Below are 25,737 nucleotides of genomic sequence, written 5' to 3'. Positions count from 1 at the left end.
TTTTTGAAATCACATATATCGTTGTTTTTTATACATAAACCTGCATTTGGCATGCCCGTTGCTCTCGTCTTTGGTGCAAGACGAATGCCGGACGGACGCGATGCAGGACAAGGGCACACCGCCAAGCGGCGGCGGACAACAGGGTGGACGATCGCTGGTGGTCGACGCGGTGACGCATCGCTATGGCACCAGCGTCGCCGTCGAGAACATCAATCTCGACATCCGCGCGGGCGAGCTGGTCGCGCTGCTCGGGCCGTCGGGTTGCGGCAAGACCACCCTGCTCAGGATCGTCGCCGGCTTCATCCGTCAGTCGGAGGGCCGGATCGTGCTCGGCGACGAGGTCGTCGACGACCTGCCGCCGAACCATCGGCGCATCGGCATTGTGTTTCAGAACTACGCGCTGTTCCCGCATATGAGCGTGGCCGAGAACGTCGCCTATGGCCCCGCCGCGCAGGGCGTGGCCAAGGCCGAGCGCGAGGCCGAGGCGTTGCGCATGCTCGAGCTGGTCAAGCTCGGCCACCTCGCCGATCGCCTGCCGCGCCAGCTCTCCGGCGGCCAGCAGCAACGCGTCGCGCTCGCCCGTGCGCTGGCGATCAAGCCGCGCATCCTGCTGCTCGACGAGCCGTTCGCCGCGCTCGACAAGAACCTGCGCCTCGACATGCAGATCGAGATCAAGCGCCTGCAGCGCCTGTCCGGCGTCACGACCGTGATGGTCACGCACGACCAGGAAGAGGCGCTGTCGATGGCCGATCGCGTCGCGGTGCTGAGCCAGGGCCGGCTCGAGCAATTCGCCTCGCCGACCGAAATCTACGACCGCCCCTCGACCCTGTTCGTCAACACCTTCGTCGGCAGCGCCAACCGCCTGAGCGGTGCCGTGGTCGATGCCGATGCCACGGGCGCGAAAATCCGCCTCGACGCTGGCGCGGAGATCGTCGCGCGGACGCCCGCGGGCGGTCTCGCCGCCGGCGCCCGCTGCCTGGTCTGCCTGCGCCCGGAACATCTGGTCCTCGACGACGACGCGAGCGGTTTCGCGGCCGTCGTCGAGATGGGCCTGCCGCTCGGACCGACCGTCGTCCACGAGGTGCGCGGCGCCGACGGTGTCGGCATCAAGGTCTCCGAACCCCGGCTCGCCGGCGCGGCGCTCAGACCGGCGGGCACGCCGGTGCGCGTGCGCCCGGCCGCGCCCGATCTCGCCACGGCCTATCCGGCGCCGTGACCGTCCTTCCCCTGAACTCCGCTTTCGAGGAGGTTTCCATGGACTTCGATCGTCGTCAGCTCCTGAAGACCGCGCTCGCGCTCGGCGCCATGCAGGCCTTCCCGGGCCTGAGCTTCGCGCAGGCCCGTCCGCTGGTCTTCGCGACCTTCACCGGCAGCTGGGAAGAGGCGCACAAGGCCGTGCTGGTGCCGGCGTTCAAGAAGATGGCCGGCGACGCGCAGATCGTGCTCGACCCGATGCTGTCGGTCGATCAGATCGCCAAGGTCAACGCCGCCAAGGCCAATCCGCCGATCGACGTCATGCTGCACGATCCGGGTCCGGCGCTGGTCGCGATCGGCCAGGATCTGGTCGAGCCCTACCCGGTCGACAAGAGCGCCTACTACAAGGATCTGATCTCCGAGGCGCAGGTCGCGACCGGCCCGGCGCCGTTCTTCCAGGTCGTGGGCCTGACCTACAACCCGGAAGCAGTGAAGACGCCGCCGACCTCCTGGGCCGACCTGTGGAACCCCGAGTACAAGGGCCGCGTCGGCATCACCAACATGAACTCGACGCTGGGCACCGGCTTCATGGTCGAGATCGCCAAGATGCACGGCGGCTCGGAGGCGAACATCGACCCGGCCTTCGCCGCGATCGAGAAGCTGAAGCCGAACCTCGCCGCGGTCGCCGCCAATCCGGGCGCGCTCGCGACGCTGTTCCAGCAGGGCCAGATCGACATCTCGCCCGGCAACTTCAATGCCATCCAGATCCTCAAGGCCAAGGGCGTGCCGGTCGAGTTCGTGGCGCCGAAGGAAGGCGCGATCGCGTTCAAGACGACCATCCACATCGTCAAGAACTCGCCGAACAAGGAACTCGCTTTCAAGCTGATCGAGGCGGCGCTGTCGCCGGAGGTGCAGGCCAAGCTGATGGATGCGCCGTATCTGATCGTGCCGACCAACACCAAGGTCAAGATGGGCGGAGAGATTGCCAAGGTGCTCGCCAAGGACACCGACGAACTGAAGAAGAAGTTCGTGTTCCAGGACTGGAAGAAGATCAACGAGAACCGCTCGGCCTGGATCGAGAAGTTCAATCGCGACATCAAGATCTGAAGCCGGGCCGCGGCCTCGGCCGCACGCCGCGCAACACCCCCGAGGGCGGCGCCCTGCCCTCGGCCTCCCCGGAAACCGGAGCCGCTTGCCATGGCGACGAGCACGACCACCTACGACTGGCGTCTGGCGCTGCCGCTCGGCGGCTTTCTCGCCGTGTTCTTCGTCGCGCCGCTCGCCGTGCTGTTCGCGCTGAGCCTGCAGGTCGACCCGAAGGGCACGGCCTATGGCGTGAGCCAGTACACCGCCTTCCTCGGCGATGCCTTCAGCCTCGGCGTGCTCGGCACGACGCTGCTGCTCGGGCTCGAGGTCACCGCGCTCTGCCTCGTGCTCGGCTTTCCCGTCGCGCATCTCTACACGCGCGCCGGTCCGCGCATGCGCAGCCTGATCATGCTGATCGTGCTCCTGCCGCTCTTGACCTCCGTCGTGGTGCGCACCTTCGCCTGGATCGTCATCCTCGGCCGGCAGGGCATCGTCAATTCGACACTACTGTCGCTCGGCCTGATCGCGACGCCCCTGAAGCTGCTCTATACGCAGGGCGGCCTCGTCGTGGCGCTGGCACAGGTGCAGATGCCGCTCATGGTGCTGCCGCTCGCGACCGCCATCGGCCGGATCGATCCGAACCTCGCCGACGCCTCCGCCTCGCTCGGCTCGGGCCGCTGGCGGACGTTCGTGAAGGTCACGCTGCCGCTGGCGCTCCCCGGCATCATCGCCGGCTCGATGCTGACCTATGCCGCCGCGATCACCGCCTTCATCACCCAGAGCCTGGTCGGCGGCGGCCAGATGCTGTTCATGCCGATGTACCTCTACCAGCAGGCCTCGACGTTGCAGAACTGGCCGTTCGCGGCGGCGATCTCGATCATCTTCCTCGTGGCGGTGCTCGCCGTCGTCACGGTCTTCAACATGCTCGGCCGGCTGTCGCGCGGCCTGACCGAAGCCTGAGGGGGCCGCCGATGCGCCGGGACTGGGAGAAGATCTCGTTCGACGTCGTCATGGGGCTCGTCGCGGTGCTGACGCTCGTGCTGCTCGCCGCCCCCACAGTCGTGGTGATCGTCGTGTCCTTCACCAGCGGCTTCTCGCTGAAATTCCCGCCACCCGGCTATTCGCTGCGCTGGTACGCCGAGCTCTGGGACGCCTGGCAGCTCCATTTCGCCGCCATGAACAGCTTCAAGGTCGCTGCCAGGGCGACCGGGCTGTCGATCCTGATGGGCACTGCCGCCGGCCTCGCGATCGCGCGCTCGAAGGCGCTGTCGGCGCGGCTGCTCGACAGCCTGTTCATGTCGCCGCTGGTACTGCCGGCACTCGCCTTCGGCCTGTCGGCACTGATGTTCTTCTCCGCGCTCGGCATGCCGGTGTCGCTGACGACGCTGATCATCGGCCACACGGTCGTCTGCGTGCCCTATGTCGTGCGCAACACCGTCGCCGCGCTGGCGCAGCTCGACCCGACGCTGCTCGAATGCTCCGCGAGCCTCGGCGCCGGCCGGATCATGACCTTCCGCCGCATCACGCTGCCGCTGATCCGGCCCGGCATCCTCTCCGGCGGCTTCATCGCCTTCATGTCGTCCTTCGACAACGTGCCGGTGTCGCTGTTCCTGCGCGATGCGGCGACCGACATGCTGCCGATCCGCATGTGGCAGGATCTCGAAGGCAAGCTCGACGTCACCATCGCCGCGCTCTCCGGCGTGCTGATCGTCGCGACCATCGCGCTGATCCTGGTCATGGAACGGCTGACCGGCCTGTCGCGGAGGCTCGCATGAGCACTTCAGACGCCGCGAAACAGCTGGATGCCCCAGGGCGTGAACTTGAACGGCAGATGGTAGTGCTTCTCGACCTCGGTCACGACGAAGCGGAACGGCACCACGTCGAGAAACGCCGCCTCGCGCTCGGAATAGCCGGCGCCGCGCAGCCAGGCGCCCAGGTGGAATACCACCTCGTGCGGCCCGGCGGCGATGCCCTCGCCGCGCACGCTCGGATGATCGAGCTGACCGTTGGCGCCGAGCCGGCCGGCCGCGATCAGCCGCCGCTCGGGCGCGAGCGCGAACAGCTCGACTTCGAGCCCCTCGGCCGCCACGCCCTTGGCGATGTCGACGCCGTGTATCGAAATGCCGCCCGCGTTCGCCACGCCTCCGCCCTCCGTTTTCGAGAATCCCGCGTGAGCGCCATGGTAGCCTCTGAACCGGCCGGCGCCATCGCCCGCGATGCCGCGCGGGGAGCGACCCGGCTCACCACACCGGTCGAACCCGCCCCTCCCTCGTGTCCCCGCCCCTCGCGCCCCCGCTCCTGCCGGCGCTCGGCGCGATGATGGCCGTGCAGGTCGTGATCGCCGCGGCGATCTTCGTGCCGGGCACGGTGGCGCCGCGCATCGGACTTTCGCCCGCGGCGCTGTCGCTGTTCGCGGCGCTGGTGTTCGGCACGGCCATGGTCATGGCCGCGCGCGGCGGTGCGCTGGTCGCCCGCTTCGGTGCGATGCGGGTCGCCGCGATCGTCTGCCTCGCAGCGGCAGCCTCCCTCGCCGTCGCGGCCGAAGGTTCGATCGTCGCGCTCGCCTGTGCCGGCGTGCTGCTCGGCATCGCCTTCGGTCCGGAGACGCCGGCGAGCGCGGCCCTGCTCGGCCGGCTCGCGCGCCCGGCCGACCGGCCGCTGGTCTTCTCGGTGCGACAGACCGGCAACCAGATCGGCGCCGCGCTCGGCTCCTTCCTGTTGCCGCCGCTGGTCGCCGCCGTCGATCCGCGCTTCGGCTATGTCGCGGTGGCGGTCCCCGCGCTCGCTGTCGCCGCCCTCTGCCTCGTCCTGTCCAAGCGCTACGACGGCCCCGTGGTCGATCGGGAGCCACGCCCGGCGCGCACCTCCGTGACGGCTCCCGCGGCCGGCTTTCTCGCCGGACTGCGTCTGGTGCTTTCGCATCGGCCGCTCGCCGCGCTGGCGCTCGCCTCCGCCGCCTTCGGCGCGATGCAGCTGACGCTCAACACCTTCTTCCTCAGCCACGCGGTCGGGCTCGGCCATTCCCATGTCGAGGCCGGCATCGCGCTCGGCGTCGCCCAGCTCGCCGGCCTCGCCGGCCGGCTCGGCTGGGCGATGGGCGTCGGCCGGATCGGCTCCGCGCGCATGATCGTCGCCGGCCTCGGCCTCGGCATGGGTCTCGCCGCGGTCGGCCTCGCCGTCGCGGGGCCGTTCATCACCTATCCGGCGCTCATCGCGCTCGCCGCCGTCTTCGGCGCGACCGCGAGCGGCTGGAACGGCATTTTCGTCGCCGAAGTGACCCGCCTCGCCCCCGACGCCCGCATCGCCGAGACGACCGGGGCGGTGCTGTCGATCAGCTACGCCGGCCTGCTCGCCGGCCCCGGCATCGTCGCCATGACCGCCGCGATCGGCGGACTCGCGGCGAGCTTCGCGACGCTCGGCGTGATCGCGCTCGCCGGCGCGATCCTCCTGATCCTCGAAAGGACCGACCGATGACCACGCCCGACCGCTCCGTGGTGGCGATCGCCGCCGCCGTCAGCGCCGGCGAAACCAGCGCCGCCGCCGTCGCCGAGGCAGCGATCGCCCGCATCGAGGCCGGCCGCGGCCTCGTCGCGATCGTCGACTTCGATCCGGCGGAGGCCCGCGCCAATGCCGCCACCGTCGACCGGCGGCTCGCCACCGGGGAACACCTGCCGCTCGCCGGCGTGCCGATCGCGATCAAGGACAACATCTGGGTCGGCGGCCGCCGCGTGACGCAAGGTTCAAAGCTGTTCGAGGATTTCGTCGCCCCCGCCGATGCGATCTCGGTCGAGCGGCTGCGCCGCGCCGGCGCCGTCGTGGTCGGCATGTCGAATACATCAGAATTCGCCTGCAAGGGCATGACGACAAACAAGGTTTACGGCACGACGCGGCACCCGATGGACCCGCGTCTGACACCCGGAGGCTCGTCCGGCGGCCCCGTCGCGGCGGTCGCGGGCGGGCTCGTTCCGGTCGCGCTCGGCACCGATGCCGGCGGCTCGAGCCGCCGGCCGCCGGCCCACACCGGGCTCGTCGGCTTCAAGCCTTCCTTCGGCGCCATCCCGCGCGGGCCCGGTTTCCCGAGCCCCTTCGCCGGCATTTCCTGCCCCTGCCCGATCACCTGGACCGTCGCCGATGCCGCCGCGCTGTTCGCCGTCCTGCGCGGCTTCGATCCGCGCGATCCCGACACGACGCTTCTCGCCTTCCACGATCCGCGCCCGCCGAAGGCGTGCGCGTCGCCGTCTCGCCGCGCTTCGGCCTCGACGTACCCGTCGATGCGGATGTCGAGGACGGCATCGCCCGCGCGGTCGACGCGCTCGCCCGCGCCGGGATCCCGATCGAACGCCGCGATCCGGTCTGGCCCACGGGCATCACCGAGGCCGCGCTGATGCCGATCCAGCATGCCGGCCTCGCCGCGCTCCACGGCGAGGCGTTCCAGCGCGATCCGGGCGTGTTCGATCCCGATGTCGGCGCGCAGATCGAGCGCGGCCTGTCGCTCGACGGCGCGGCGGTCGCCCAGGCGCAGGTGCTGAGCCAGGATGTGATGCGCGCGGTCGGCCGGTTCTTCATGGACGTCGACATCCTGATCGGCCCGACCGTCCCTTGCGTCGCCTGGCCGAACGACCGGCTCGGCCCCGAGCGGATCGGCGGCGTCGAGGTGGCACCGCGCGGCCATGCGGTGTTCACGCCGCTGTTCAACCACGCCAAGGTGCCGGCGATCTCGATCCCCTGCGGGCGCGGCCGGGATCGCCTACCTTTCGGGCTTCAAATCGTGGCCCCGCGCGGCTACGACGACCGTGTACTCGGCTTCGCCGCAACCGCGGAGTCGATCTTCGCCGAGGAGGGCCTGTGGCCGTGACCGCCGAAACCCCTTCGCGCCGCCGCACCGTCCGCGGCCCTGGCCGCCGCGCCGATCCGCCCTCGCTCGCCGAACAGGCGGTCGCGCGGCTGCGCGAGATGATCGTCATGCTCGAGATCGCGCCCGGCGCCACGCTGAGCGAGCCCTGGCTCGTCGAAAAGCTCGGCGCCTCGCGCACGCCGGTCCGCGAGGCGCTGAAACTGCTCGCCGCCGACGGCCTGGTGCTGCTCCGGCGCAACCGCGCCGCGGTCGTGGCGCCGCTCGACGGCGTCGAGCTCGCCCATATGTTCGAGGTCGAGGCCGCGCTCGAAAGCTTCGCCGCCGGCCTCGCGGCGACCCGCATGTCGGACGCCGAGATCGACCGGCTGGCCAAGCTGCAGGCCGAGATGGAGGAGCGCCAAGCCCGCGGCGACCGGCCCGGCTACATCCGGCTGAACCAGAAGATCCATGCCGCCATCGTCGCCGGTGCGGCGAACCCGGCGCTGTCGGAGGCGCACACCCGGCTGATCGGCCGGCTCCAGCGCGCCCGCAACCTCGCGCTGAGCTCGCTCGGCCGCGTCGAAGAGTCGATCGAGGAACACCGGCAGATCCTCGCGGCCCTTCAGGCCCGCGACACGGAGGCCGCGCGCCGGCTGTTCGCCGGCCATGTCGCCCGCACCGGCGAACTGGTCGCGACCCATTGCGCCAAGGGGCTGCCGGGCGGTGCGCGCCGCCTGCGCGAGCGGACCGCGCCCGCCCCGGCGCAGTCGGATCCCGCTCAGTCCGCCCCCGACGATCAGACGAGCGCCGTTCCGGCTCTGGAGACCGCATGACCGCGTCCGGCCCACGCATTCTCGTGACCAACCCGAACATGACGACGGCCATCACCGAGCGGCTGGTCGCGGTCGGCCGGACGGCGGCGGCGCCCGGCACCGAGTTGGTCGGCCAGACCGCGACGCGCGGCGTGCCCTATATCTCGAGCCGGGTCGAGGCGCAGATCGCCGGCGCCGTACTCATGGAAACGCTGGCCGAGACCGCTGGCGGCTTCGATGCCGTGATCCTCGCCGCCTTCGGCGACCCCGGCCTCGGCGCGGCCCGCGAGCTGCTCGACGTGCCGGTGATCGGCTATTCGGAAGCCGCAATGGTCACGGCGCTGATGCTCGGCCGCCGCTTCTCGGTCGTGACCTTCACGCCTGCCATGGCGTCCTGGTATCAGGAGACCATCGACGCCGCCGGCCTGTCGCACCGCTCGACCGGCGTGCGCTGCGCCGATCGCCAGTTTTCGGCCGTCACCGACGTGCAGCACGAGTTGGAGGACGATCTCGTCGCGCTCGCCGGCCGCGCGGTCGCGGAGGACGGCGCCGATGTGATCGTGCTCGGCGGCGCCCCGCTCGCCGGCCTCGCCGGGCGGGTCCGGCACCGCATTCCGGTGCCCTGCGTCGATGCCATGGTCGCGGCGGTGAAACAGGCCGAGGCTCTGGTGGCGCTCGCGCCGGTCAAGCCGACCACCGGCACCTACCGCCGCCCGACCCCGAAGGCGAGCACCGGGCTCGCTCCGCGCTCGCCGCGCGGCTGGCGTCGGGACTCGCTCCGGCGGACCATCGCTGACGATCGCAGGCGACCGGGCGTTCCGCCCTCAGGTCGCGCCTTCGACGTGACCGCCGAGGAAGATGCGGCCGACGCGCGGATCGGTCAGCAGCGTCGACGCCTTGTCGTGCATGCGGGTCTGGCCGAGCTCCAGAACGAGCCCGTAGTCGGAGATTGCCAGCGCCGCCTTGGCGTTCTGCTCCACCATCAGCACCGCGACGCCATTGTCGCGCAGCTGCATGAGTGTGCGGAACACCTCCTGCACGAGGTTCGGCGACAGGCCGATCGACGGTTCGTCGATCAGGATCAGCTTCGGGTCGAGCAGCAATGCGCGCGCGACCTCGAGCTGCTTCTGCTGGCCGCCGGAAAGCTCGATGGCCTTTCGGTCGCGGAACTCGCGCAGCATCGGGAAACGGTCCATGACCGCCTCGATGCGCGCCTTGAGCTGCTTCTGGTCCGGCGCCGTGATGCCGCCGAGCTCGAGGTTGTGATAGACCGACAGCTGCGGCACCACGTTGCGGCCCTGCGGCACATAGGTGACGCCATGCGCGATCATCTGGCGCGGCGTCTGCCGGGTCACGTCCTGCCCGTCGAGCAGGATCTGGCCGGAGTGGATGTTGAGGAGGCCGAAGATCGCCTTGAACAGCGTCGACTTGCCCGCCCCGTTCGGACCGATCACGGTGGTGATCGAGGCCTTGGGGATCGTGCAGCTGACGCCGTTCAGGATCGCCATCTTGCCGTAGCCGCCATGGACGTCGCGCACTTCGAGCATGCTCAGCCCCCGAGATAGGCGTCGATCACGGTCTGGTTCGACCGGATCTCGTCGGGCGTGCCCTCGGCGATGATCGCGCCCTCGGCGAGCACGATGATCCGGGTGCAAAGGCTCATCACGAATTCCATGTTGTGCTCGATCACCACGAAGGTCGTGCCGTGTTCGGCGTTGTAGGCGGCCAGCCGGTCCTTGAAATGCGCCAGCATGGTCAGGTTGACGCCGCCGGCCGGCTCGTCGAGCAGCACGAGCCGCGGCCGGGCCATGAAGGCCATCGCCGCGTCGACGAGCTTCTGCTGGCCGTAGGAGAGCGAACCGGCCTGCTGGTCCTTCAGAGGAGTCAGCCGGAAAAACGCGATCATGCGTTCGGCCTCGGCCGTCAGACCGGCATCCGACGGCCCGAACAGGCGCGACACGAGCGTGCCGCGGTGCTCCTGGCCGGCGAGGATGACATTGTCGAGCACCGACATCTTCGGGAACACCGACAGCTGCTGGAACGTCCGGCCGACGCCGAGCCGGTTGAGCTCCGAGGCGCGCAGGCCCGAGACGTCACGGCCCGAGACCGAGACCGAGCCGGTGTCCGGCTTCAGCTGGCCGAGGATGCAATTGAACAGCGTCGACTTGCCCGAACCGTTCGGCCCGATCAGCCCGAGCACTTCGCCGGGCTTCACGTCGAAGGAGACGCCGCGTACGGCGCGGATGCCGCCGAAGCTCTTGGTGATGTCGCGGACGGAGAGAACGGCCTCGCTCATTTGAGTTGCGCCCCCTCCGCCATGTCGGCGCGCACGCGCTTTCCCCGAACCATCTGGCCGAGCCGCTCCGCGATGCCCATCAATCCGCTCGGCATGAACACGAACATCACGATCACCAGGCCGGAATAGATGATCAGATAGTAGCCCTCGGTGAAGCGCAGCACCTCCGGCAGCAGGATCACCACCGCCGCGCCGACGAAGGGCCCGAAGAAGGCGCCCGAGCCGCCGACCACGACCATGAGCAGGATGCGCAGGGAATGCGCGAGGCCGAACGAGCCCGGCTCGATGAACTGCACCAGGGGCGCGATCAGCGTGCCGGCGAGGCCGCCATAGGCCGAACCGATCGCGAAGGCGAGTAGCGTGACCCGGCGCGTGTCGAGGCCGAGGCTCTCGGCGCGGATCGGGTTCTCGCGCAGGCCCCGGAACGCCCGGCCCCAGGGTGACCGCACGATCCCCCACAGCGCCAGCGCCGCGACCACCGTGATCGCGAGGGTGAAGTAGTAGAAGGCGAGCGGCTTGTCGGTCGAGACCGGCCCGAAATGCGGCCGCGGCATGCCCTGCAGGCCGTAGCTGCCGCCGGTCAGCCAGTCCTCGTTGCGCAGGACCAGAAACACCAGCGTGTTGAAGGCGAGCGTCACGAAGGCGAGGAAATGCCCCTTCACCCGCAAGGCCGGATAGCCGAGCACCAGCCCGACCGCGAAACAGGCGACGAGCGCGAGCGGCATGGCGACGAGCCAATGCCAGCCGGCGAGCGTCAGGAGCGCGGTGATATAGGCGCCGATCGCCATGAACGAGGCCTGCGCCAGCGAGATCTGGCCGGCATAGCCGAGCGTCAGGTTAAGCCCCATCGCGGCGATCACGAAGATCAGCCACGACGACAGCACATAGACCACGTAGCCCTTCTGGCCGATCGGCGCGGCGAGCGCAGCGGCGAGGAGCGCGATGAGGATCACGGCCTTCCAGAGCGGGCGCATCAGACGGTCCGCCCTTCCGAGGTGCCCATGATGCCCTGCGGCCGGACCAGGATGATCACGATCAGCAGGATCAGCGGCAGCGCCGCGCGGTACTGCGCGGTGACATAGGTCGCAGTCAGATTGTCGAGCACGCCGATCAGGAGCCCGCCGACCAGCGCGCCGCGGATCTGGTTGAAGCCGCCGACGATCGCGGCGATGAAGGCGACGAGACCGAGCGTCTCGCCGTTGGAGAACTTGGCGAGATAGATCGGGCTGATCAGGATCGAGGCGAGCGCGGCCAGCGCCGCGTTGATCAGGAAGGTGTAGAGCACCATCCGCTTCACATCGACGCCGAGGATCTCGGCGACCGCCGGGTTCTGCGCCGCCGCCTGCATGCAGCGGCCGGTGCGGGTCCGGTTCAGGAACAGCGTCAAGAGCGCCACCACCGCGACCGAGATCGCGAGGTTCGAAAGGTCGCGCATCGAGATGGCCGCGCCGAACACGTCGATGGAGCTCGTCGGGAACAGCGCCGGAAACGGCTGCGCCTCCGCGCCGTAGAACTCCTTGACGCCCTCCTTCAGGAAGATGCCGAGCGCCATGGTCGCGATGATCAGCGTGATGCCGCCATGCGGCAGGATCGGCTCGACGATCAGCTTCTTGAACAGGACGCCGAGCACGAGGATCGAGACGAGCACGCCGAGGAGCAGCGCGCCCCAGAGCGGCAGCGCCAGCCACTTCAGGCCGATCAGCACGAAGAAGGCCGGCAGCATGACGAACTCGCCCTGGGCGAAGTTCACCGTCTGCGCCGCCTGCCAGACCAGCGTGAAGCCGATCGCGACCAGCGCATAGATGGCGCCGGTCGCGAGGCCCGCGAGCAGGACCTGAAGGAACTGGGACATGAGCCTTGGTGCACGAGTGAGCCGCGGCGGGTCGCCGCCGCGGCGTCGGAGGGAGATCAGTTGGCGGGAACGGTGCCGATCACGACCGGCGAACCGCCCTTGACCTGGACCATGAAGCTCGGGCGGGACATCTCGCCGCGATCGTCCCAGCAGGTGTCGAGCAGCACCTTCGGATACTCGGCCGCCTTGAGGCAGAGGCCGTGCATCTTGGCGGCGAAGGCCTCGCCGTCGACCTTGCCGACCATCTCGGAGACATACTTGGTCGTCCAGACGCCGATGTAGCCCTTGATGGCGTCATGGGTCGGCCGGCGCTTGTAGGTTTCCTCGAAGGCCTTGGCGAAGGCCGCGATGCCCGGGATCTGCGTCGCGGTCGCGGTCAGGCCGACGTGGGCGATCGCGCCCTCGGCCGCCTCGCCGGCGAGCTCGATCACCTTGGCCTCGGTCAGCGTGACCTCGCCAACGAGCGGCATCGGCAGCGCCTGCTTCTTCGCCTCGACCAGGAAGCGCGCGGACTCCTCCTGGTTCATGTAGACGAACACGGCGTCCGGATTGGCGCTCTTCAGCTTGGCGACGTCGGCGGCGTAGTCGGTCTGCGCCTGCTCGGAGGCGACGTCGATGACGACGTCGATGCCGGCCTTCTTCATCTCCGCGACGAAGATCGTGCGGCCGCCCTTGCCGAACTCGTTGTTGACCCAGGCCACGCCGACCTTCTTGGCCTTCAGCGTGTCCTTGAAATAGGGCGTCAGCGCCGGCACGCCCTTCTGCGAGCCCGACGAGGTCCGATAGACGAAGGGATTGCCCTTCTCCACGATGCTCGGCGCTTCCGACCCGACGAACTGCGGCATCGAGTTCTGTTTGGCGACCAGCATGTTGACCAGCGTCGAGCCGGAATAGATCGTGCCGATGATCGCCATGGCGCCGTCGTCGATCGCCTTCTGGACCAGCGCGCGCGACACCTGCGGATCGGTCTGCGTGTCGTATTCCGGCAGCTCGACCTTCTTGCCGAGGATACCGCCGGCGGCGTTGATCTCGGCGACCGCGAGCTTGGCACCGTCGCGCCAGTTGGTTCCGGCCGGGGCGCCGGCGCCGGAGAGCTCGGCGACCATGCCGAGCTTGAGCGTATCGGCGGCCGAAGCGGCGCCGGTTCCGGCGAGGCCCATCGCGAGCGCGAGAGCGACCGTGCCGAAGTGCACGCGGGTGAACATGAAGATACCTCCCCCAGCTTCCGTCGCGCTTCGAGGCGCGACATGCATTTTCTGATGGTCCGCCACGAGCGGACGGGTCGTTGCACCTGAGGCGGAACCCGTCGACTTGTCCGGAATGCGGGCCGCGACGATCGCGACAGGGGAAGTCTTCTAGCCGGGCGTCCCGCCTCTGTCATCCGCAATCAAGGCCGGGAACGCAACGAAACGCAGCATCCGACGCATGGTCGTGTCGGATGCGGACCGCGGCCGACGCCGCCGGTCCAAGTACCGTGGCTCAGCGCTCGCGCAGTGCCTCGTGCGCCTGCCGGATGATCGGCGACAAGAGATAATCGATGACCGTGCGCCGGCCGGTCTTGATCTCGACCGTCACCGCCATGCCGGGCTCGATCGCGGTGCGCACCCCGCCGACCATCAGGCTCGGATCGGCCATCTCGATGCGCGCCACATAGACGAGCGCGCCGGAGCGGCGCACCGCATCCGGACTGTCGCCGAGCGGCTGGGCCGCGCGCGACTGCTGCATCAGCTCCGGATCGGGCTGCGAATCCTTGGAGACCTGCGCCACCCGGCCGGGGATCAGGCCGTAGTGCGTGTAGGAGAAGGCATCGACCTTGACCTCGACCTCTTGGCCCGCCCGGACGAAGCCGGCGTCCTTGTTCTCGACCACCGCCTCGATCATCACCGAGCCGTGCGAGGGCACGACCCGGAGCAGCTGCTGCCCGGCCTGCACGACGCCGCCCTCGGTGTGCACACGCAGATCCGCGACCACGCCGTCGACCGGCGACGTCACCGACGTGAGCCCGGTGCGCCGTTCGGCCTTGGCGAGCTCGCTCGTCGCCTCGGCCCGGTCGCGCATCGCGCGTTGCAGGTCGGAGCGCCAGTCGCGTTCGGTCTCGGCGGCGAGCCTTTCGCGATCGGCGATCTGCGCCTGCACCGCCGCCGCGGCCGCATTGTGCTTCTCGACCACGACCTTGCGCTGGTTGACCAGTTCGGCCTCGGCCTGCGCGGCGTTGAGGAAATCGAGCCGCGAGCCCCAGCCCTTGTCGGAGCCTTCCTTGCGAATGCGCGTCCGCTCGCGCACGAGCGGCAGCTGCGCGTCGATCTTGCCGATCTCGGCCTCGTAACTGACGGCTTCGGCGCGCTTGGCGGCGATGGCGAGATCGGCGCTGGCGAGCTTCGCCTCGCGCCCCGCACGGTCGGCGAGATAGCGCCCGCGCGCCTCGGCGATCGCCTCCGGCGACGCGTCCAGGCCCGCGAAAGGATCGGCGCTCGTGCCCGGCGGCGCGGTCAGCGCCTGCAGCCGCGCCACGTCGAGCGAGGCGCGCATCGCCTGCTCGCGGAACCGGTCGCGATCGGCGGTCGCGACTGTCGGATCGAGCAGGATCAGCGTCTGCCCGGCCTTCACGGCCGTACCGTCGTCGACCAGGATCTTCGCGACCGTTCCGGCCTCGAAGGCCTGCACGTCCTTGGTCCGGCCGACCGGCACGACCTTGCCCGGCGCGGTCGCGATCAGGTCGACCTGACCGATCGAGGCCCATACGATGACCGCCGTGAACAGCGCGCAGAGCACGAAGCCGAGCCAGCGCGTGCCCGGCGAGGGCGGCGTCTCGACGATCTCGAGCGCCGCCGGCAGGAACTCGCGCTCGACCGGTGTCGCGACCGCGTTGGTGCGGCGCAGGGTTACGATTTCGGCGCCCATCCGGCCCTCCCCCGATCCGTCACGTTTCGATCCGTGGCGCATCGGCGACCGCGCTCGGGCCGCCCGCCTGGATCCGCCAGAGCCGCGCATAACGGCGGTTGAGCTTCAGAAGCTGGTCGTGCGTGCCGCTTTCGATCACCCGCCCCTCGTCCATGACGATGATCCGGTGCGCGTTGCGCACGGTCGATAGCCGGTGCGCGACGATCAGCACGGTGCGGTTCCGGCTGATCGCCGTCATGTTGGCCTGGATGATCGCCTCGCTCTCGTAGTCGAGCGCCGAGGTCGCCTCGTCGAGGATCAGGATGCGCGGATCGAGGCTCAACGCGCGCGCGATGGCGATGCGCTGGCGTTGACCGCCCGAGAGGCTCGCGCCGCGCTCGCCGATCACGGTCTCGTAGCCTTCCGGCAGGCCGAGAATGAACTCGTGCGCGCCGGCGAGCTTGGCCGCCGCGATCACGCGGTTCATGTCCATCGCCGGATCGGCGATGGCGATGTTCTCGCGGACCGAGCGGTTGAACAGCACGTTCTCCTGTAGCACCACGCCGAGCTGGCGCCGGAGCCAGGCCGGATCGGCGAGCGCCAGATCCGTGCCGTCGACCAGCACGCGGCCGCGCTCCGGCACGAACAGGCGCTGCACCAGCTTTACCAGTGTCGACTTGCCAGAACCGGACGCGCCCACGATGCCGATGACCTCGCCGGCGGCGATCTCGATCGAGACGTCGGACAGGATCGCCGAGGCATCGAGCCGGTAGCGGAAGCTGACCGCCTCGAACCGGATCGAACCGCGGATCGGCGGCAGGCTCGCCTGTCCGGCCGGCGACGGCTCCGGCGGCGCGTTGAGGATGTCGCCGAGCCGGTCGATCGACACGCGCGTCTGCTGGAAATCCTGCCAGAGCTGCGCGAGCCGCAAGACCGGCTGCGCGACCTGACCGGCGATCATGTTGAAGGCGACAAGTTCGCCGATCGTGAGTTCGCCCTGGATCACCGCGCGCGCGCCGAAGAACAGCACCAGCACGCCGACGAGCTTGGAGATGCCCTGCACCGCCTGCTGCGCCCAGGTCGCGACCCCGACGACGCCGAACGCGGCGGAGACGTAGGAGGCGAGCCCCTCCTCCCAGCGCCGTTGCAGCGCCGGCTCGAGCGCCATCGCCTTGACCGTCTCGATGCCGGCGACGCTCTCGACCAGGAACGACTGGTTCTCCGCGCCGCGCCGGAACTTCTCGTCGATGCGCCGGCGGAACACCGGGCTCGCGATCACCGAGACCAGCACGTAGAGCGGGATCGAGCCGACCACGATCAGCGTCAGCGACGGCGAATAAAGGAACAGGACCGCGATGAAGATGGTGCCGAACAGGAGATCGAGCACCAGCGTCAGCGCCGACGAGGTCAGGAACTGCCGGATCTGCTCCAGTTCGCGCACCCGCGCCACCGTATCGCCGACCCGGCGCGCGGCGAAATAGGCCATCGGCAGCGCGAACAGGTGCCGGAACAGCCGCGCGCCGAGCTCGACGTCGATGCGATTGGCCGTATGGGCGAACAGCCAGCTACGGATGCCGGTCAGCACGACATCGAACAGCGACAGGATCGCGAGCCCGGCGGCGAGCACCTCGAGCGTCGACAGGCCGCGATGCACCAGCACCTTGTCGACCACGACCTGGAAGAACAACGGCGCGAGCAGCCCGAACACCTGGATGAACAGCGAGGCGACCAGCACTTCCGTGAGCGGTCGGCGGTACTTGGCCATCGCCGCCACGAACCAGCCGATGCCGAACTTGGTCGACAGCCCGAGCCCCTTCGCCCGCCGCGTCACGAGCAGGAGCCGCCCGGTCCAGCGCGCCTTGAAGTCCTCGCGCGTGATCAGCTCCGGCGTGCCCTTGGCCGGATCGAGCGCCAGCACCTTGTCGGCGTCGACGCGGCCGACGACGAGCCATTGCCCGCCCTCGACCTCGGCGAGCGCCGGCACCGGCGTCTGTTCGAGCCGGTCGTAATGCGACCCGATCGCCCGCGCCTTGACCGGGAACTTGCGCGCGGCGCGCAAGAGATCGGTCTCGCCGACCGCCCCGCCGGCGATGCCGAGGTCGTGCCGCATCTGATCGGCATCGGCCGGCAGACCGAGCATGTTGAGACACCAGGCGAGCGCGACGAGGCCGAGCCCCGGGGCGCGGCACTCTCGCTCGCCCCCGCGGCGGATCCGGCCGGCGCGGCCGCGTCGGTATCCGCGATCATGCCGTCGCCCGGATGGGTCGCCTCGGCGGGATCGGACGGTCCCGCCCCGGAACGCTGAAACATGACGAGAGCCCCCTCAGCCCAGCAACGTCGGTCGCGGCGGCTGGTAGTCGATGGTCGTACCACCGTGGCCGTCGTTCGCGAGACCGAAGCCTGCCGCAGCGTACTGCCCCATGAGCAGGATCGCCGTGTGCTGGCTGCCCGACGTCACGGTCAGCGTGCCGAACCCGCCCGCGGCGTCTTCGCTGAAGGCCAGCGTCGCCTTGGAAGCATCGAAACCCGCGAGGTCGATCGAGGACTTGCCGTTGAACGGCGTCGCGGCGTCGCCGAGGTTCGACATCGCGGCCGGCAGCAGGCCGCCGTCGTCGAGCAGCGAGAGGTCGGTGCCGACCGACCAGCTCGACGCATAGGCCCCGACCAGTTCGTCGTTGGTCGGGTTGTGCAGCACCGTGCCGTCGGCGAGCTGGATGTCGTTCGCCTGGGTGGTGTTGGCGCCGAGCAGACCGACGACCGAGCCAGGGCGGGCATTCGGGCCGAGCGAAACCATCTCGTCGAAGTATTCCCCGCCCTTGTTGACGACCTTCAGGCTCTCGCCGGTCTCCCAGTTCACGACATAGGTGTCGTCCTTGGTTCGGCTGATCGTGCCGCCGTCGATCTTGCGAACACTCCCCACCGCGATCGGTGTGGCGACGCCGTTGAGCTTCACCGCGCCGTCGAGCTCGAAGTCGACCGTGTTCGCGCCGACCTGCGCGGCGATCTCGGTCGTGTAGCTCATGACGCCGTGCTCGCCCGAGGTGCGGATCTGGATGTCGAACGCGTTGCCCGGCTCGACCGACTTCACCAGCGTGTAGTCGCCGACCGCCATGAAGTCGTAGGCGAGCCCCTTGAACGTCACCATGTGCACGTCGCCCCAGCCCTGACCGGTGGGGCCGGAGGCGTCCACCGGACTGACGAGCAGGCTCGTCGCGGTGTCCGTGGTGGTCAGGATCCCGTCCGACGCCTGCACGCTGATCGTGGTCGCCTGTGGCGCGGTGATCCCCACCGCGGCCGTGAACACGAGGGCGCGAAGCCGCGTGGTGACATCGGCCGGCGAACCGGACGTCAAGGTGTAGACGCCGGTGCCGGTCTTGGTCAGTCCGGCACCGGACAGCGTGCCGGTGGCGTCGCTCGCAACCCCATTGACCATCACGGTCAGCACGACGCTCTCGGTCGCGCCGACATCCGGATCGGCGATCGTGACGCCGGCGAACGGCGTCGCGGTGCCGCCGACGGCGACGGTCTGGCCCGACGCCGTGCCCGAGATCGTCGGCGCGATGTCGGCCGAGGCCGGCAGTTTGATCGAGGTCGCGCTCTTCGCCGCGGTGAGTGTCGCCGGCAGGTTGGTCGTGAAGTCCGTCGCCGCCGCGGCAAAAGCCGAGGCATCCCCGAGGCCGCCGCCGAAGCCACGGCCCGCGCGCCGGCCGTCTGTGTCGCCAGCGCGGCGCTGATGATCAGCGTATACCGCGCCGTCGCCGAGTTCGCCCCGGCGAGATCCGCCGCCAGCGCACTCGTCGAAGCCCCCGCGATCGAGCCGATCGCGCTCGCGGCCGCCGACGACAGGCCGGCGCTCGTCGCCAGGGATGCCGCGAGCCCGTTCACCGCGGCGCCGTCGGTCAGATTGACCGTGGCGCCGCCGGCGATCTGCGTCGCGAGATTGGCGAACACGCTCTGGCCGGCCGCCGAACCGCCGGCCGCCCCGATCAGCGTAACGATGTTGATCAGCGCCGCCCCCGCCTGGAACGCGGCGGTCGCCGCCGTATCGCCCTGGAGCGCGCCGGCCTCCGGATCGAGCGACAGGAGATCGGTGCCCGAGGAGAGCCCGACCGCGGTCGCGACCGAGCGCTTCGCCGCCTCGATGCCGGCGGAGCTGGTGTCGCCGGTCGCCTGCGCGACCTTCTGGACCAGCGTCGTCAGCGGCGAGACGATCGCCGAGCCGGCCGGCGCCGTGTAGGCGGCGGGGTTGGCGAGCCCGGTGCCGGTGTCCGTGCCGCCCGTGATGACGATCGGCCCGATCAGGCCGGCCGGTAGCGAATAGGCACCGTTGTTGTCGGTCGTCGTGCTGTACTCGCCGGCGTCGAGCACGCCGTTGCCGTTGGCATCGACGAACACCGTCGCCCCGGCGAGATAACCGTCGACGGCGCTGCCATGGTAGAAGTTGCCGTAATTGCTGAGGCTCTTCGGATCCTTGAACCCGACCGCCGCGATGTTCGCCAGATCCTTGATCAGCGTCTGCGGCGACGACGACACCACCTTCGGATTGTGGATCAGGTTATTGAAGAAATCGATCGCGGCCGCGGCGGCCGAGAACAGATCGTTGGCGATCGTGTCGGCATAGCGGAGCACAGCGTCCTTGGCCGCGCTCAGATAGACGTTGCCGGTCAGCGCCTTGAGCGCGCTCTCGCCGAGCGCCCGCGCCGCGGCGCCCGCATCCTTCGGATTGCCGCTCATCAGATCGACGATCGCCGCGCCGGCGTTCGAGGCGACGGCGCCGAGATCCTCCGGCGAGAAGCCGCCGGAGGTCAGCGTGAACAACCCCTTCGCGACGTCGCCGGCGCTGCTCTGCAGGCCCGAGAAATTGCCCGTCCCGAGATTGGCGAAACTCGTGCCGAGATCGATCGCCGCCTTCGCATAGGTCTGCGCCTCGGCCTTGACGACGCCGGCGACGACGTTGCCGAGCAGGTCCGCGGTCGCGCCGGTGACGTTGAAGACGCCCTTGAGCGCCGGCGCCGCCGAACCGAGCGCGTTCGACACCGCGTTGATGCCGAGTATGGCCGTCATCACCTTGGAGCCGACGCTGACGACCATCACCGCCGTGGCCGCGCCATTGCCCGCCAGTTCGTTCCAGATGTTGCCGGAGATGTTCGTGAGCTTGAACAGACCGCCGCCGGGAACGCCGGTCGCGGCGAGCTGGGCACCGAGGTCGATGTAGCCCTTGTAGTCCTTCGGATTGGCGACGACCTCGTCATGCAGCACGCCGGGCAGGCCCTGCGAACCGGCCGACTTGTCCCACTGCCCCTGCATGGCCGTCCAGCCGGCCTCGAACAGCGGTGCCGCCGCCCGGATCGCCGCCTGCGCGGCGTCGGACGCCGCCTTGACGACATCGCTGTTCCCGAGGTTCGAGAAGGTCGAGACGACGCTCGAGGCGATGTTGCTGTAGATCGTCTGCACGACCTTGAAGCCGGTCGCCAGATCGGCGGCCGAAACCATGGCCTTGTTCTGGATCGAGGTGATCGCGCCGAGGCCGGCGAGCGCGTCGTCACGCACCTCGCCGAGCAGCATGCTGAACAGGTCGTTGACCGGGCTTTGCAAATAGGTCTGCGACTTCGTCCCGTCGGCATTGGTGACGATCTGGTAGTTGCCCTCGATGTACTGCGAGGACTTGATCGCGAGCCAGCCGAACGCCGTCTTGCGCATCAGCGCGGCCGAATCCGCGTCCAGTCCGGCGACAACGGGCGCTAGCAGCTTATCGACGGCGGCCTTCACCTGGTCCGTCGTCATGGTGCCGTTGGCGACCTGATTGACGAGATCCGTCGCGGCGACGCCGGTCATGAGCCGGCGCGAGAGGATGTCGCGGACCTGGGCCGCGTTGCCGGCCGCGGTCGGCGCCGTCGAGGAGCCGAGCCGGTCGACCAGCGCCGCCAGCGCCTGATCGTAGGCATAGCCGGCGATCTGCGTGCTGTTGATCGTGTTGATCGTCGCCGACGACAGGCCGGTATAGGTGAGACCGCGCTGAAGCTCCGTCAGGACACGGCCGGGGATCGAGTCCCAGTTGAAGCTGGCGGTGCGGGCGATCTGCGAAATCGACACGTCCATCGCGAACAGGGCGTCCGCCGCCGTGTGGCTGGTCGCATACTGGTCGACCATCCGCGACAGCAGCGCCTTGGCATCGGCGTAGGAGATCGCGCTCGGATCGGTCGGCTGCGGCTGCGCGCCGAAGGCCGGAACAAACGGCGTCGTGCCCTGCGCGACGCGCCCGGCCAGCTCGGCCGCCATGTCGCCGACCGCGATCCGGTTGGTCAGCTCCGTATCGACCGGCGCCCGGCGCGAACCGGGCGCGTTGGTGACGAAGTCGTACTGGCCGAGCAGCGAGCCGAGCATGACGAGGCCGGCATCGGTCGAGGCCCCGTTCGCCTTGGCATAGGCCTTCACGTCGGCGATGGCGGCGCCGACGCTCATGGTGCCGCCGACGACCGCGGCGAAATCCTTCGCCGCCTGGATCAGCGCGCCCGAGAAGAACGGATCGCTCGCCGGGCCCCACTTGGTGCCCATGCCGACCAGCATGGTCGCGACCGCCGCCTGCGTGGCGCTGTCGCCGGTGCGGGCGAGATCGATGAGCAACCCGAAGCTCTGGGCCGACGACAGTCCGCCGAGCGCCTGCAGATCGGCGGCCACGGTCGCGCCCGTGACCCGACCGGCCGAGATCATCGACAGGATCTCGGCCTTGGCCGCGGCGAAGGCCGCGTCCGTCCGCGCGGTGACCACCTGGTACGAAGCGTTCGGATCAGCCTGGAAACGCGCGGCCTGAATGCCGTTCTCCTGGGCGATAACGCCGAGCAGCGCCGCCACACCGCGTTCGCCGGAGAGCGCGCCGCCCGTCACCCAGGTGCGGATCTGGGTGACGGCCGTCGACGCCCCGCCGGCGAGGTCGACCAGATTGCCGGCGAGCGACGCGCTGACGAGCGCCCCGTGCCCCTGGAACCCGGACTCGGTCGCAACCGCCTGGCCGACCGCCACCACATCGGCGAGCGAGACCGCGCCGCCGGTGACATAGCCGGGCAGATGCGTCATCAGGTAGTCCGAGACGATGCCGTTGCCGGTCATGCGCACGGCCATGTCGGCGAGCAGCCGCACGCCCTTGGTGCCGCCGAGCCCGCCGCCGGTGATCGCGGCGTCGATCGTGTTCAGGATCCCCGTCGGCGACATGGCCGACGCGCCCTGCGGCGCGCCGACCAGCGCGGCGAGTTGCGCGCCCGCCGCATCGAGAAGCGCAGTGTCGCCGCGCCGCGAGCCCGACGAGCAGGTTGGTCGCCGTCGCGGTCGAGATCGTCGCCACGGCGCCGACGCTCGCCGACGACTGGTTGGTGATGCCGGCAATCGCGGCGATCGCCGTCGCCGCGGTGAGCGTACCACCGGAGATCAGCGCCGCGATCTGATCGGCCACCGCGCCCGCGAACGCCGGCCGCGCCGACAGTTCGGCGAGCCATGCGACCACCTTGGTGGCCCCGAGCGTGCCGATCCCGGCCGCCACGGCCTGCACCGCCGCCTGCACCGTCAGCGCGCCCGCGCCGACGAGGCTCGCCAGCTCCGACGTCGCGGTCAGCACGCCAGAACCGTCGAGCGCGTTGAGCGCCGCAGCCGCCTGCGCCGGCGCCTGGGCATTGGCCGTCGCCGCCGCCGCGAAACGGGCGAGCGCCGAGGTGCTGCCGAGCCCGCCGAGCGCGGTGACGAGCCCTTCCAGCTGTGTGCGCGTCACGCCGGACTGGTAGGTGGCGTAGTAGGTCGAGACGATGAGGCTGTCGAGCGCGAGCCGCGCCCGCGCCATGCCGTCCGTTCCGGTCAGCGCCTGAGCGTTGAGCTGCGCGAACTGGGCGAAGAACGCCCGGATCGGCTCGCTCGTCACCGAGGCGAGGAAGCCCCGCGCATCGGCGATCGACAGCGCGCCGGACAGCACCAGGCCGTTGACCTCGCCGGTCACGGCGGTGGCGCCGGTCGCACCGGTGTAGCTCGTGGTGGCGAGGCCGGCGAGCACGCCGGCCATCTGCACGGCCGAGATCTGCGACGCCGAGACCGCGCCATCGAGGCGCGCCTTGAGATCGGCGGCGGCGCTCGACGGGTTGGAGGCGCCGCTCAGTGCCCGGCCGAGACGATCGCCGACCGCCGCCTGGATCGCGGCATTGCCGGAGGCCGCCATCGACAGGAGCGAAGCCAGCGCCGCCGGAGCCAGCGCCGAGCCGCCCGAACCGGCGATGATCGCGTCGAGCGCGGAATCGGCCGGCAGGGAGCCCGCGCCGACCAACCGCTGAATTTCGGCGCCGACCGAGGCCTGCAGGGCCGCATCGCCGGTCGCCGACATCGCGCCGATGAGCTGCCCGAGCCGCGTCGAATAGGATCCGACCGCCGTCGCATAGGCGGCGACGTCGGAGAAGATCTGCGCCGCGGTGACCGATCCGGCCGTGACCAGCGCGGTCAGGGCCGCGCCGAGCGTCGCCATGCCGGTCTGGTCGGCGGTCCGAACCGCGATCGCGGCGATCAGCTTGATTTCGGCGTCGCGATCGATCGCACCCGCGGTGACCGCATTGCCGAGATCGGTGACGAGGTCGCCGAGCGTCCGGCGACCGGCCGTGACGAGCCCGACCATCGCGGCGCCCGCGGTATCGGCCGGCAGCGCCGTCGCCAGATAGCGGTCCGTGAGATCGGCCGCGATCGGCGCCGCCGTGATGGCGGTGGCGAGATCGGACGCGCTGATCAGATTGCGCGCGACGAGGCTCGCCAGTTCCGTGCCGATGGCCCCGGCGAGCGAACGATCGAGGCTCGCGATCACGGTCGCATAGCGGGCGCCGACCGGCGAGCCCGCAACCGCCTCGATGCTGCTGAACAGGTCCGCCGCGCTGATCGCCGGCGCGGTGATCAGGCGCGACAGCTCCGCCGTGAAGGCGGACACGTCGACCGTCGCGGCGACCCCGGTTGCAGCCGCCGCGATCAGCGCCGCCTCGCGGCCCGGATCGAGCACCTCGTCGGCGACGAGCGCGCGGAGCTCCGTCACCAGCTGCGCCGGCGTTGCGACACCCGCACCGATCAGGGCGGCCAGGGCCGAACCGGCGGCCCGCTCGGTCGCGACGAGATGATTGGCGTCGGCCGCATAGGTCCCAAAACCGAGGAACCGCACCGCGAGCGTCAGCGTCAACGCGCCGCCGCCGACGGCGGCCGCGACCTGACTGCCGAGCGCCGTCGTCGTCAGACCGTCCGCGAGTAGCGCCGGCAGCGTGGCGCCGAAGCCGTTGGCAGCCGGTGCGCCGGTGGCCGCCATGGCCAGCGCGATGGCGAGGCCGTGGGCGCCGGAGAACGCGCCCGGCGTGGCGGCTGCGGTCGCGAAGGCCGTCGAGGCGTCCGCGAGCGACACGGTGTTGCTGGCGATCAGGCTCTGGGCCACGGCCGCGATTGCCGCGTCGGTGCCCGGCAGCGCCGTCGCCCGATCGGCGATGCCGGCGGCCGCATAGAGCGCGCCGAGGACCTGGGCGCCACTGGCGGTCTGGGCGGCGATCATGATCGTGAGCGCCGAGGCGACGTCGCCCGCCGTTCCCGGAGCGCCGGCCACCATGGCGACCAGCACGTCGGCCGCCCGTCCGAGCGACAGACGCCCGATCGCGACCTGATACTTGATCTCGTTGGTGACCGTCACCAGCGACAGCTTGCCGGCACCGATCAGCGCATCGATCTCGGCCGCGATGGCGAGACGGTCGGCGTCGGGCGCCGTCGATGCCATGCCGGCGAGCAGATCCGCCGCGTTGATCGCCGGAAGCGAGCCGTTGGTGCCGGTCGCGGCGTCGATGCTCGCGAGAATCGACGCCGAGGCGAGACCGCGCGCGAACAGCGTGCCGATCCGCGCGCCGGCCGCGACCGGCATGTTCGTGCCGCCTTGCACGGCAGCCGCGATCAGCATCGTCGCTTCGGCCGCGAGCGATCCGGTCGCATAGGCGGCATCCGCATCGGCGATGGTCGAGATCGCGTCGTCGGCCATGACGAGCCCGGCCGCGACCCGCTCCCCGATGCGCGTCCCGAGCGGCGCCGCGATGCTCGCGTCGGACAGCGCCGCGCCTGTCAGCACGGCGATCTTCTGCAAGGTGGTGAGGTTGCCGCCGGAGACGGCACTGATGATCGCCGACGCCGTGGTCCGGCCGGCGGCCTCGAAGCGTGCCGAGCAGCCGGCCGATGCCGACCATGAGGCTCGCAGACCCGCCAGCGCCGATCCCGGCGAGCATCGCCATCGCGGCGCTGACCGTGCTCGGATTGGTGCCGGCGACGCGCAGGAGCTCCGTGTCGAGCGCCGCCCGCAGCGCCTCGGCATTGTTGGGCGTCAGATGCCCGAACGGCGATGGGGCGACATGGACACCCTGCGACAGAAGGCCGAGCAGCTTGAACTCGTCGAGCGAGGAGAGTGCGCCACTGTCATGGGCGGCGCCGAGCGCGCCGATCAGCGTCGCGATCGTCGAGGATCCGCCGACCTGCCCGACCGAGGCGAACAGGCTCGCCGCCTGCGCCGCTGTCGCCACCGAGCCGTTGAGCGCCATGCCGCCGAGCACCAGAGCGGCCCGTTCGGGCGAAATCACATTGCCGAAGATCTCGCTCTCGAGATCGGGCGCGCCGCCGCCATCGACGAAGGCGGCCAGCGCGCGGCCGGCGCTGATGGCGCCGGCGGTCGTCGCCGCCCCGCCGAAGCCGAGATAGAGGAGCGCACGGTTGTCGTCGCTGACGCCCGAGACGGCGGCGATGCCGCCGA

General features: G+C 70.2%; 16 protein-coding genes and 2 pseudogenes. 8 read left to right on the top strand and 10 right to left on the bottom strand.

The genetic code is table 11. The features are described 5' to 3' along the window. Positions 1–100: 100 nt before the first annotated feature. From ABS361_05650 to ABS361_05635, 4 genes are all read left to right on the top strand, one after another. Positions 101–1,216: an ABC transporter ATP-binding protein gene (locus ABS361_05650; GenBank protein XBY45749.1), complete on the top strand. Its 1,116-nt coding sequence runs from the start codon at positions 101–103 to the stop codon at positions 1,214–1,216. 38 nt (positions 1,217–1,254) lie between these two features. Next, positions 1,255–2,301 (top strand): ABC transporter substrate-binding protein, encoded by a 1,047-nt coding sequence (locus ABS361_05645; protein XBY45748.1) that lies wholly within the window; start codon positions 1,255–1,257, stop codon positions 2,299–2,301. Between the two features lie 90 nt (positions 2,302–2,391). Continuing rightward, positions 2,392–3,240 (top strand): ABC transporter permease, encoded by an 849-nt coding sequence (locus ABS361_05640; protein ID XBY45747.1) that lies wholly within the window; start codon positions 2,392–2,394, stop codon positions 3,238–3,240. Between the two features lie 11 nt (positions 3,241–3,251). Beyond that, entirely contained in the window at positions 3,252–4,055 is an 804-nt protein-coding gene (locus ABS361_05635; GenBank protein ID XBY45746.1) for an ABC transporter permease, read from the top strand. 5 nt (positions 4,056–4,060) lie between these two features. On the opposite strand, the gene ABS361_05630 is transcribed toward ABS361_05635, so the two are convergent. After that, the gene (locus tag ABS361_05630; GenBank protein XBY45745.1) at positions 4,061–4,420 is read right to left on the bottom strand and encodes a hydroxyisourate hydrolase; all 360 of its coding nucleotides are present in this window, start codon (positions 4,418–4,420) and stop codon (positions 4,061–4,063) included. A gap of 131 nt (positions 4,421–4,551) precedes the next feature. Here ABS361_05630 and ABS361_05625 point away from each other — a divergent pair, with 131 nt between their 5' ends. The 4 genes and pseudogenes from ABS361_05625 to ABS361_05610 all read left to right on the top strand — a co-directional run bounded on the left by ABS361_05625 (position 4,552) and on the right by ABS361_05610 (position 8,669). Next, positions 4,552–5,754 (top strand): MFS transporter, encoded by a 1,203-nt coding sequence (locus ABS361_05625; protein XBY45744.1) that lies wholly within the window; start codon positions 4,552–4,554, stop codon positions 5,752–5,754. Next, a pseudogene (locus tag ABS361_05620) lies at positions 5,751–7,135 on the top strand (amidase). The gene ABS361_05625 and the pseudogene ABS361_05620 overlap by 4 nt, the downstream one beginning before the upstream one ends. After that, positions 7,132–7,947 carry a GntR family transcriptional regulator gene (locus ABS361_05615; GenBank protein XBY45743.1) on the top strand — a complete coding sequence of 272 codons (816 nt, stop codon included), beginning with the start codon at positions 7,132–7,134 and terminating at the stop codon, positions 7,945–7,947. Before ABS361_05620 ends, ABS361_05615 begins: the two are co-directional and overlap by 4 nt. After that, positions 7,944–8,669 (top strand): annotated as a pseudogene (locus tag ABS361_05610) (aspartate/glutamate racemase family protein). Before ABS361_05615 ends, ABS361_05610 begins: the two are co-directional and overlap by 4 nt. 81 nt (positions 8,670–8,750) lie before the next feature. On the opposite strand, the gene ABS361_05605 reads toward ABS361_05610, so the two are convergent. From ABS361_05605 to ABS361_05565, 9 genes are all read right to left on the bottom strand, one after another. After that, on the bottom strand, positions 8,751–9,473 hold the full coding sequence (locus ABS361_05605) for an ABC transporter ATP-binding protein (protein ID XBY45742.1): 723 nt from the start codon (positions 9,471–9,473) through the stop codon (positions 8,751–8,753). A gap of 2 nt (positions 9,474–9,475) precedes the next feature. Next, a complete protein-coding gene (locus ABS361_05600; protein ID XBY45741.1) occupies positions 9,476–10,222 on the bottom strand; it encodes an ABC transporter ATP-binding protein in 747 nt (248 codons plus the stop codon). Beyond that, a complete protein-coding gene (locus tag ABS361_05595) occupies positions 10,219–11,196 on the bottom strand; it encodes a branched-chain amino acid ABC transporter permease (protein ID XBY45740.1) in 978 nt (325 codons plus the stop codon). The genes ABS361_05600 and ABS361_05595 overlap by 4 nt, the downstream gene beginning before the upstream one ends. Then, complete coding sequence (locus ABS361_05590; protein ID XBY45739.1) at positions 11,196–12,074, bottom strand: branched-chain amino acid ABC transporter permease; 879 nt, start codon at positions 12,072–12,074, stop codon at positions 11,196–11,198. Before ABS361_05590 ends, ABS361_05595 begins: the two co-directional genes overlap by 1 nt. A 56-nt stretch (positions 12,075–12,130) precedes the next feature. After that, complete coding sequence (locus ABS361_05585) at positions 12,131–13,234, bottom strand: ABC transporter substrate-binding protein (protein ID XBY46822.1); 1,104 nt, start codon at positions 13,232–13,234, stop codon at positions 12,131–12,133. 319 nt (positions 13,235–13,553) lie between these two features. After that, positions 13,554–14,975, bottom strand: coding sequence for an HlyD family type I secretion periplasmic adaptor subunit (locus tag ABS361_05580; GenBank protein ID XBY45738.1), 1,422 nt, complete (start codon positions 14,973–14,975; stop codon positions 13,554–13,556). Positions 14,976–14,994: 19 nt separating this feature from the next. Continuing rightward, positions 14,995–17,166, bottom strand: coding sequence for a type I secretion system permease/ATPase (locus ABS361_05575; GenBank protein ID XBY46821.1), 2,172 nt, complete (start codon positions 17,164–17,166; stop codon positions 14,995–14,997). 111 nt (positions 17,167–17,277) lie between these two features. Next, entirely contained in the window at positions 17,278–18,399 is a 1,122-nt protein-coding gene (locus ABS361_05570) for a VWD domain-containing protein (GenBank protein XBY45737.1), read from the bottom strand. Next, positions 18,393–22,163 (bottom strand): hypothetical protein, encoded by a 3,771-nt coding sequence (locus ABS361_05565; protein XBY45736.1) that lies wholly within the window; start codon positions 22,161–22,163, stop codon positions 18,393–18,395. The genes ABS361_05570 and ABS361_05565 overlap by 7 nt, the downstream gene beginning before the upstream one ends. Between the last annotated feature and the right edge of the window lie 3,574 nt (positions 22,164–25,737).

It is taken from the genome of Ancalomicrobiaceae bacterium S20 (assembly GCA_040269895.1).
GTDB classification, from domain to species: Bacteria; Pseudomonadota; Alphaproteobacteria; order Rhizobiales; family Ancalomicrobiaceae; genus Methyloraptor; species Methyloraptor flagellatus.
Note: the sequence above shows the minus strand (reverse complement) of the source record. Positions and strands in the feature narration are given on the sequence as shown.

Coding starts and splice junctions, on each gene's coding strand:
- ABS361_05650 (XBY45749.1), top strand. CDS start 101: ATGCAGGACAAGGGCACACCGCCAAGCGGCGGCGGACAACAGGGTGGA.
- ABS361_05645 (XBY45748.1), top strand. CDS start 1,255: ATGGACTTCGATCGTCGTCAGCTCCTGAAGACCGCGCTCGCGCTCGGC.
- ABS361_05640 (XBY45747.1), top strand. CDS start 2,392: ATGGCGACGAGCACGACCACCTACGACTGGCGTCTGGCGCTGCCGCTC.
- ABS361_05635 (XBY45746.1), top strand. CDS start 3,252: ATGCGCCGGGACTGGGAGAAGATCTCGTTCGACGTCGTCATGGGGCTC.
- ABS361_05605 (XBY45742.1), bottom strand. CDS start 9,473: ATGCTCGAAGTGCGCGACGTCCATGGCGGCTACGGCAAGATGGCGATC.
- ABS361_05600 (XBY45741.1), bottom strand. CDS start 10,222: ATGAGCGAGGCCGTTCTCTCCGTCCGCGACATCACCAAGAGCTTCGGC.
- ABS361_05595 (XBY45740.1), bottom strand. CDS start 11,196: ATGCGCCCGCTCTGGAAGGCCGTGATCCTCATCGCGCTCCTCGCCGCT.
- ABS361_05590 (XBY45739.1), bottom strand. CDS start 12,074: ATGTCCCAGTTCCTTCAGGTCCTGCTCGCGGGCCTCGCGACCGGCGCC.
- ABS361_05585 (XBY46822.1), bottom strand. CDS start 13,234: ATGGGCCTCGCCGGAACCGGCGCCGCTTCGGCCGCCGATACGCTCAAG.
- ABS361_05580 (XBY45738.1), bottom strand. CDS start 14,975: ATGGGCGCCGAAATCGTAACCCTGCGCCGCACCAACGCGGTCGCGACA.
- ABS361_05565 (XBY45736.1), bottom strand. CDS start 22,163: ATGTCGCCGACGGGGATCCTGAACACGATCGACGCCGCGATCACCGGC.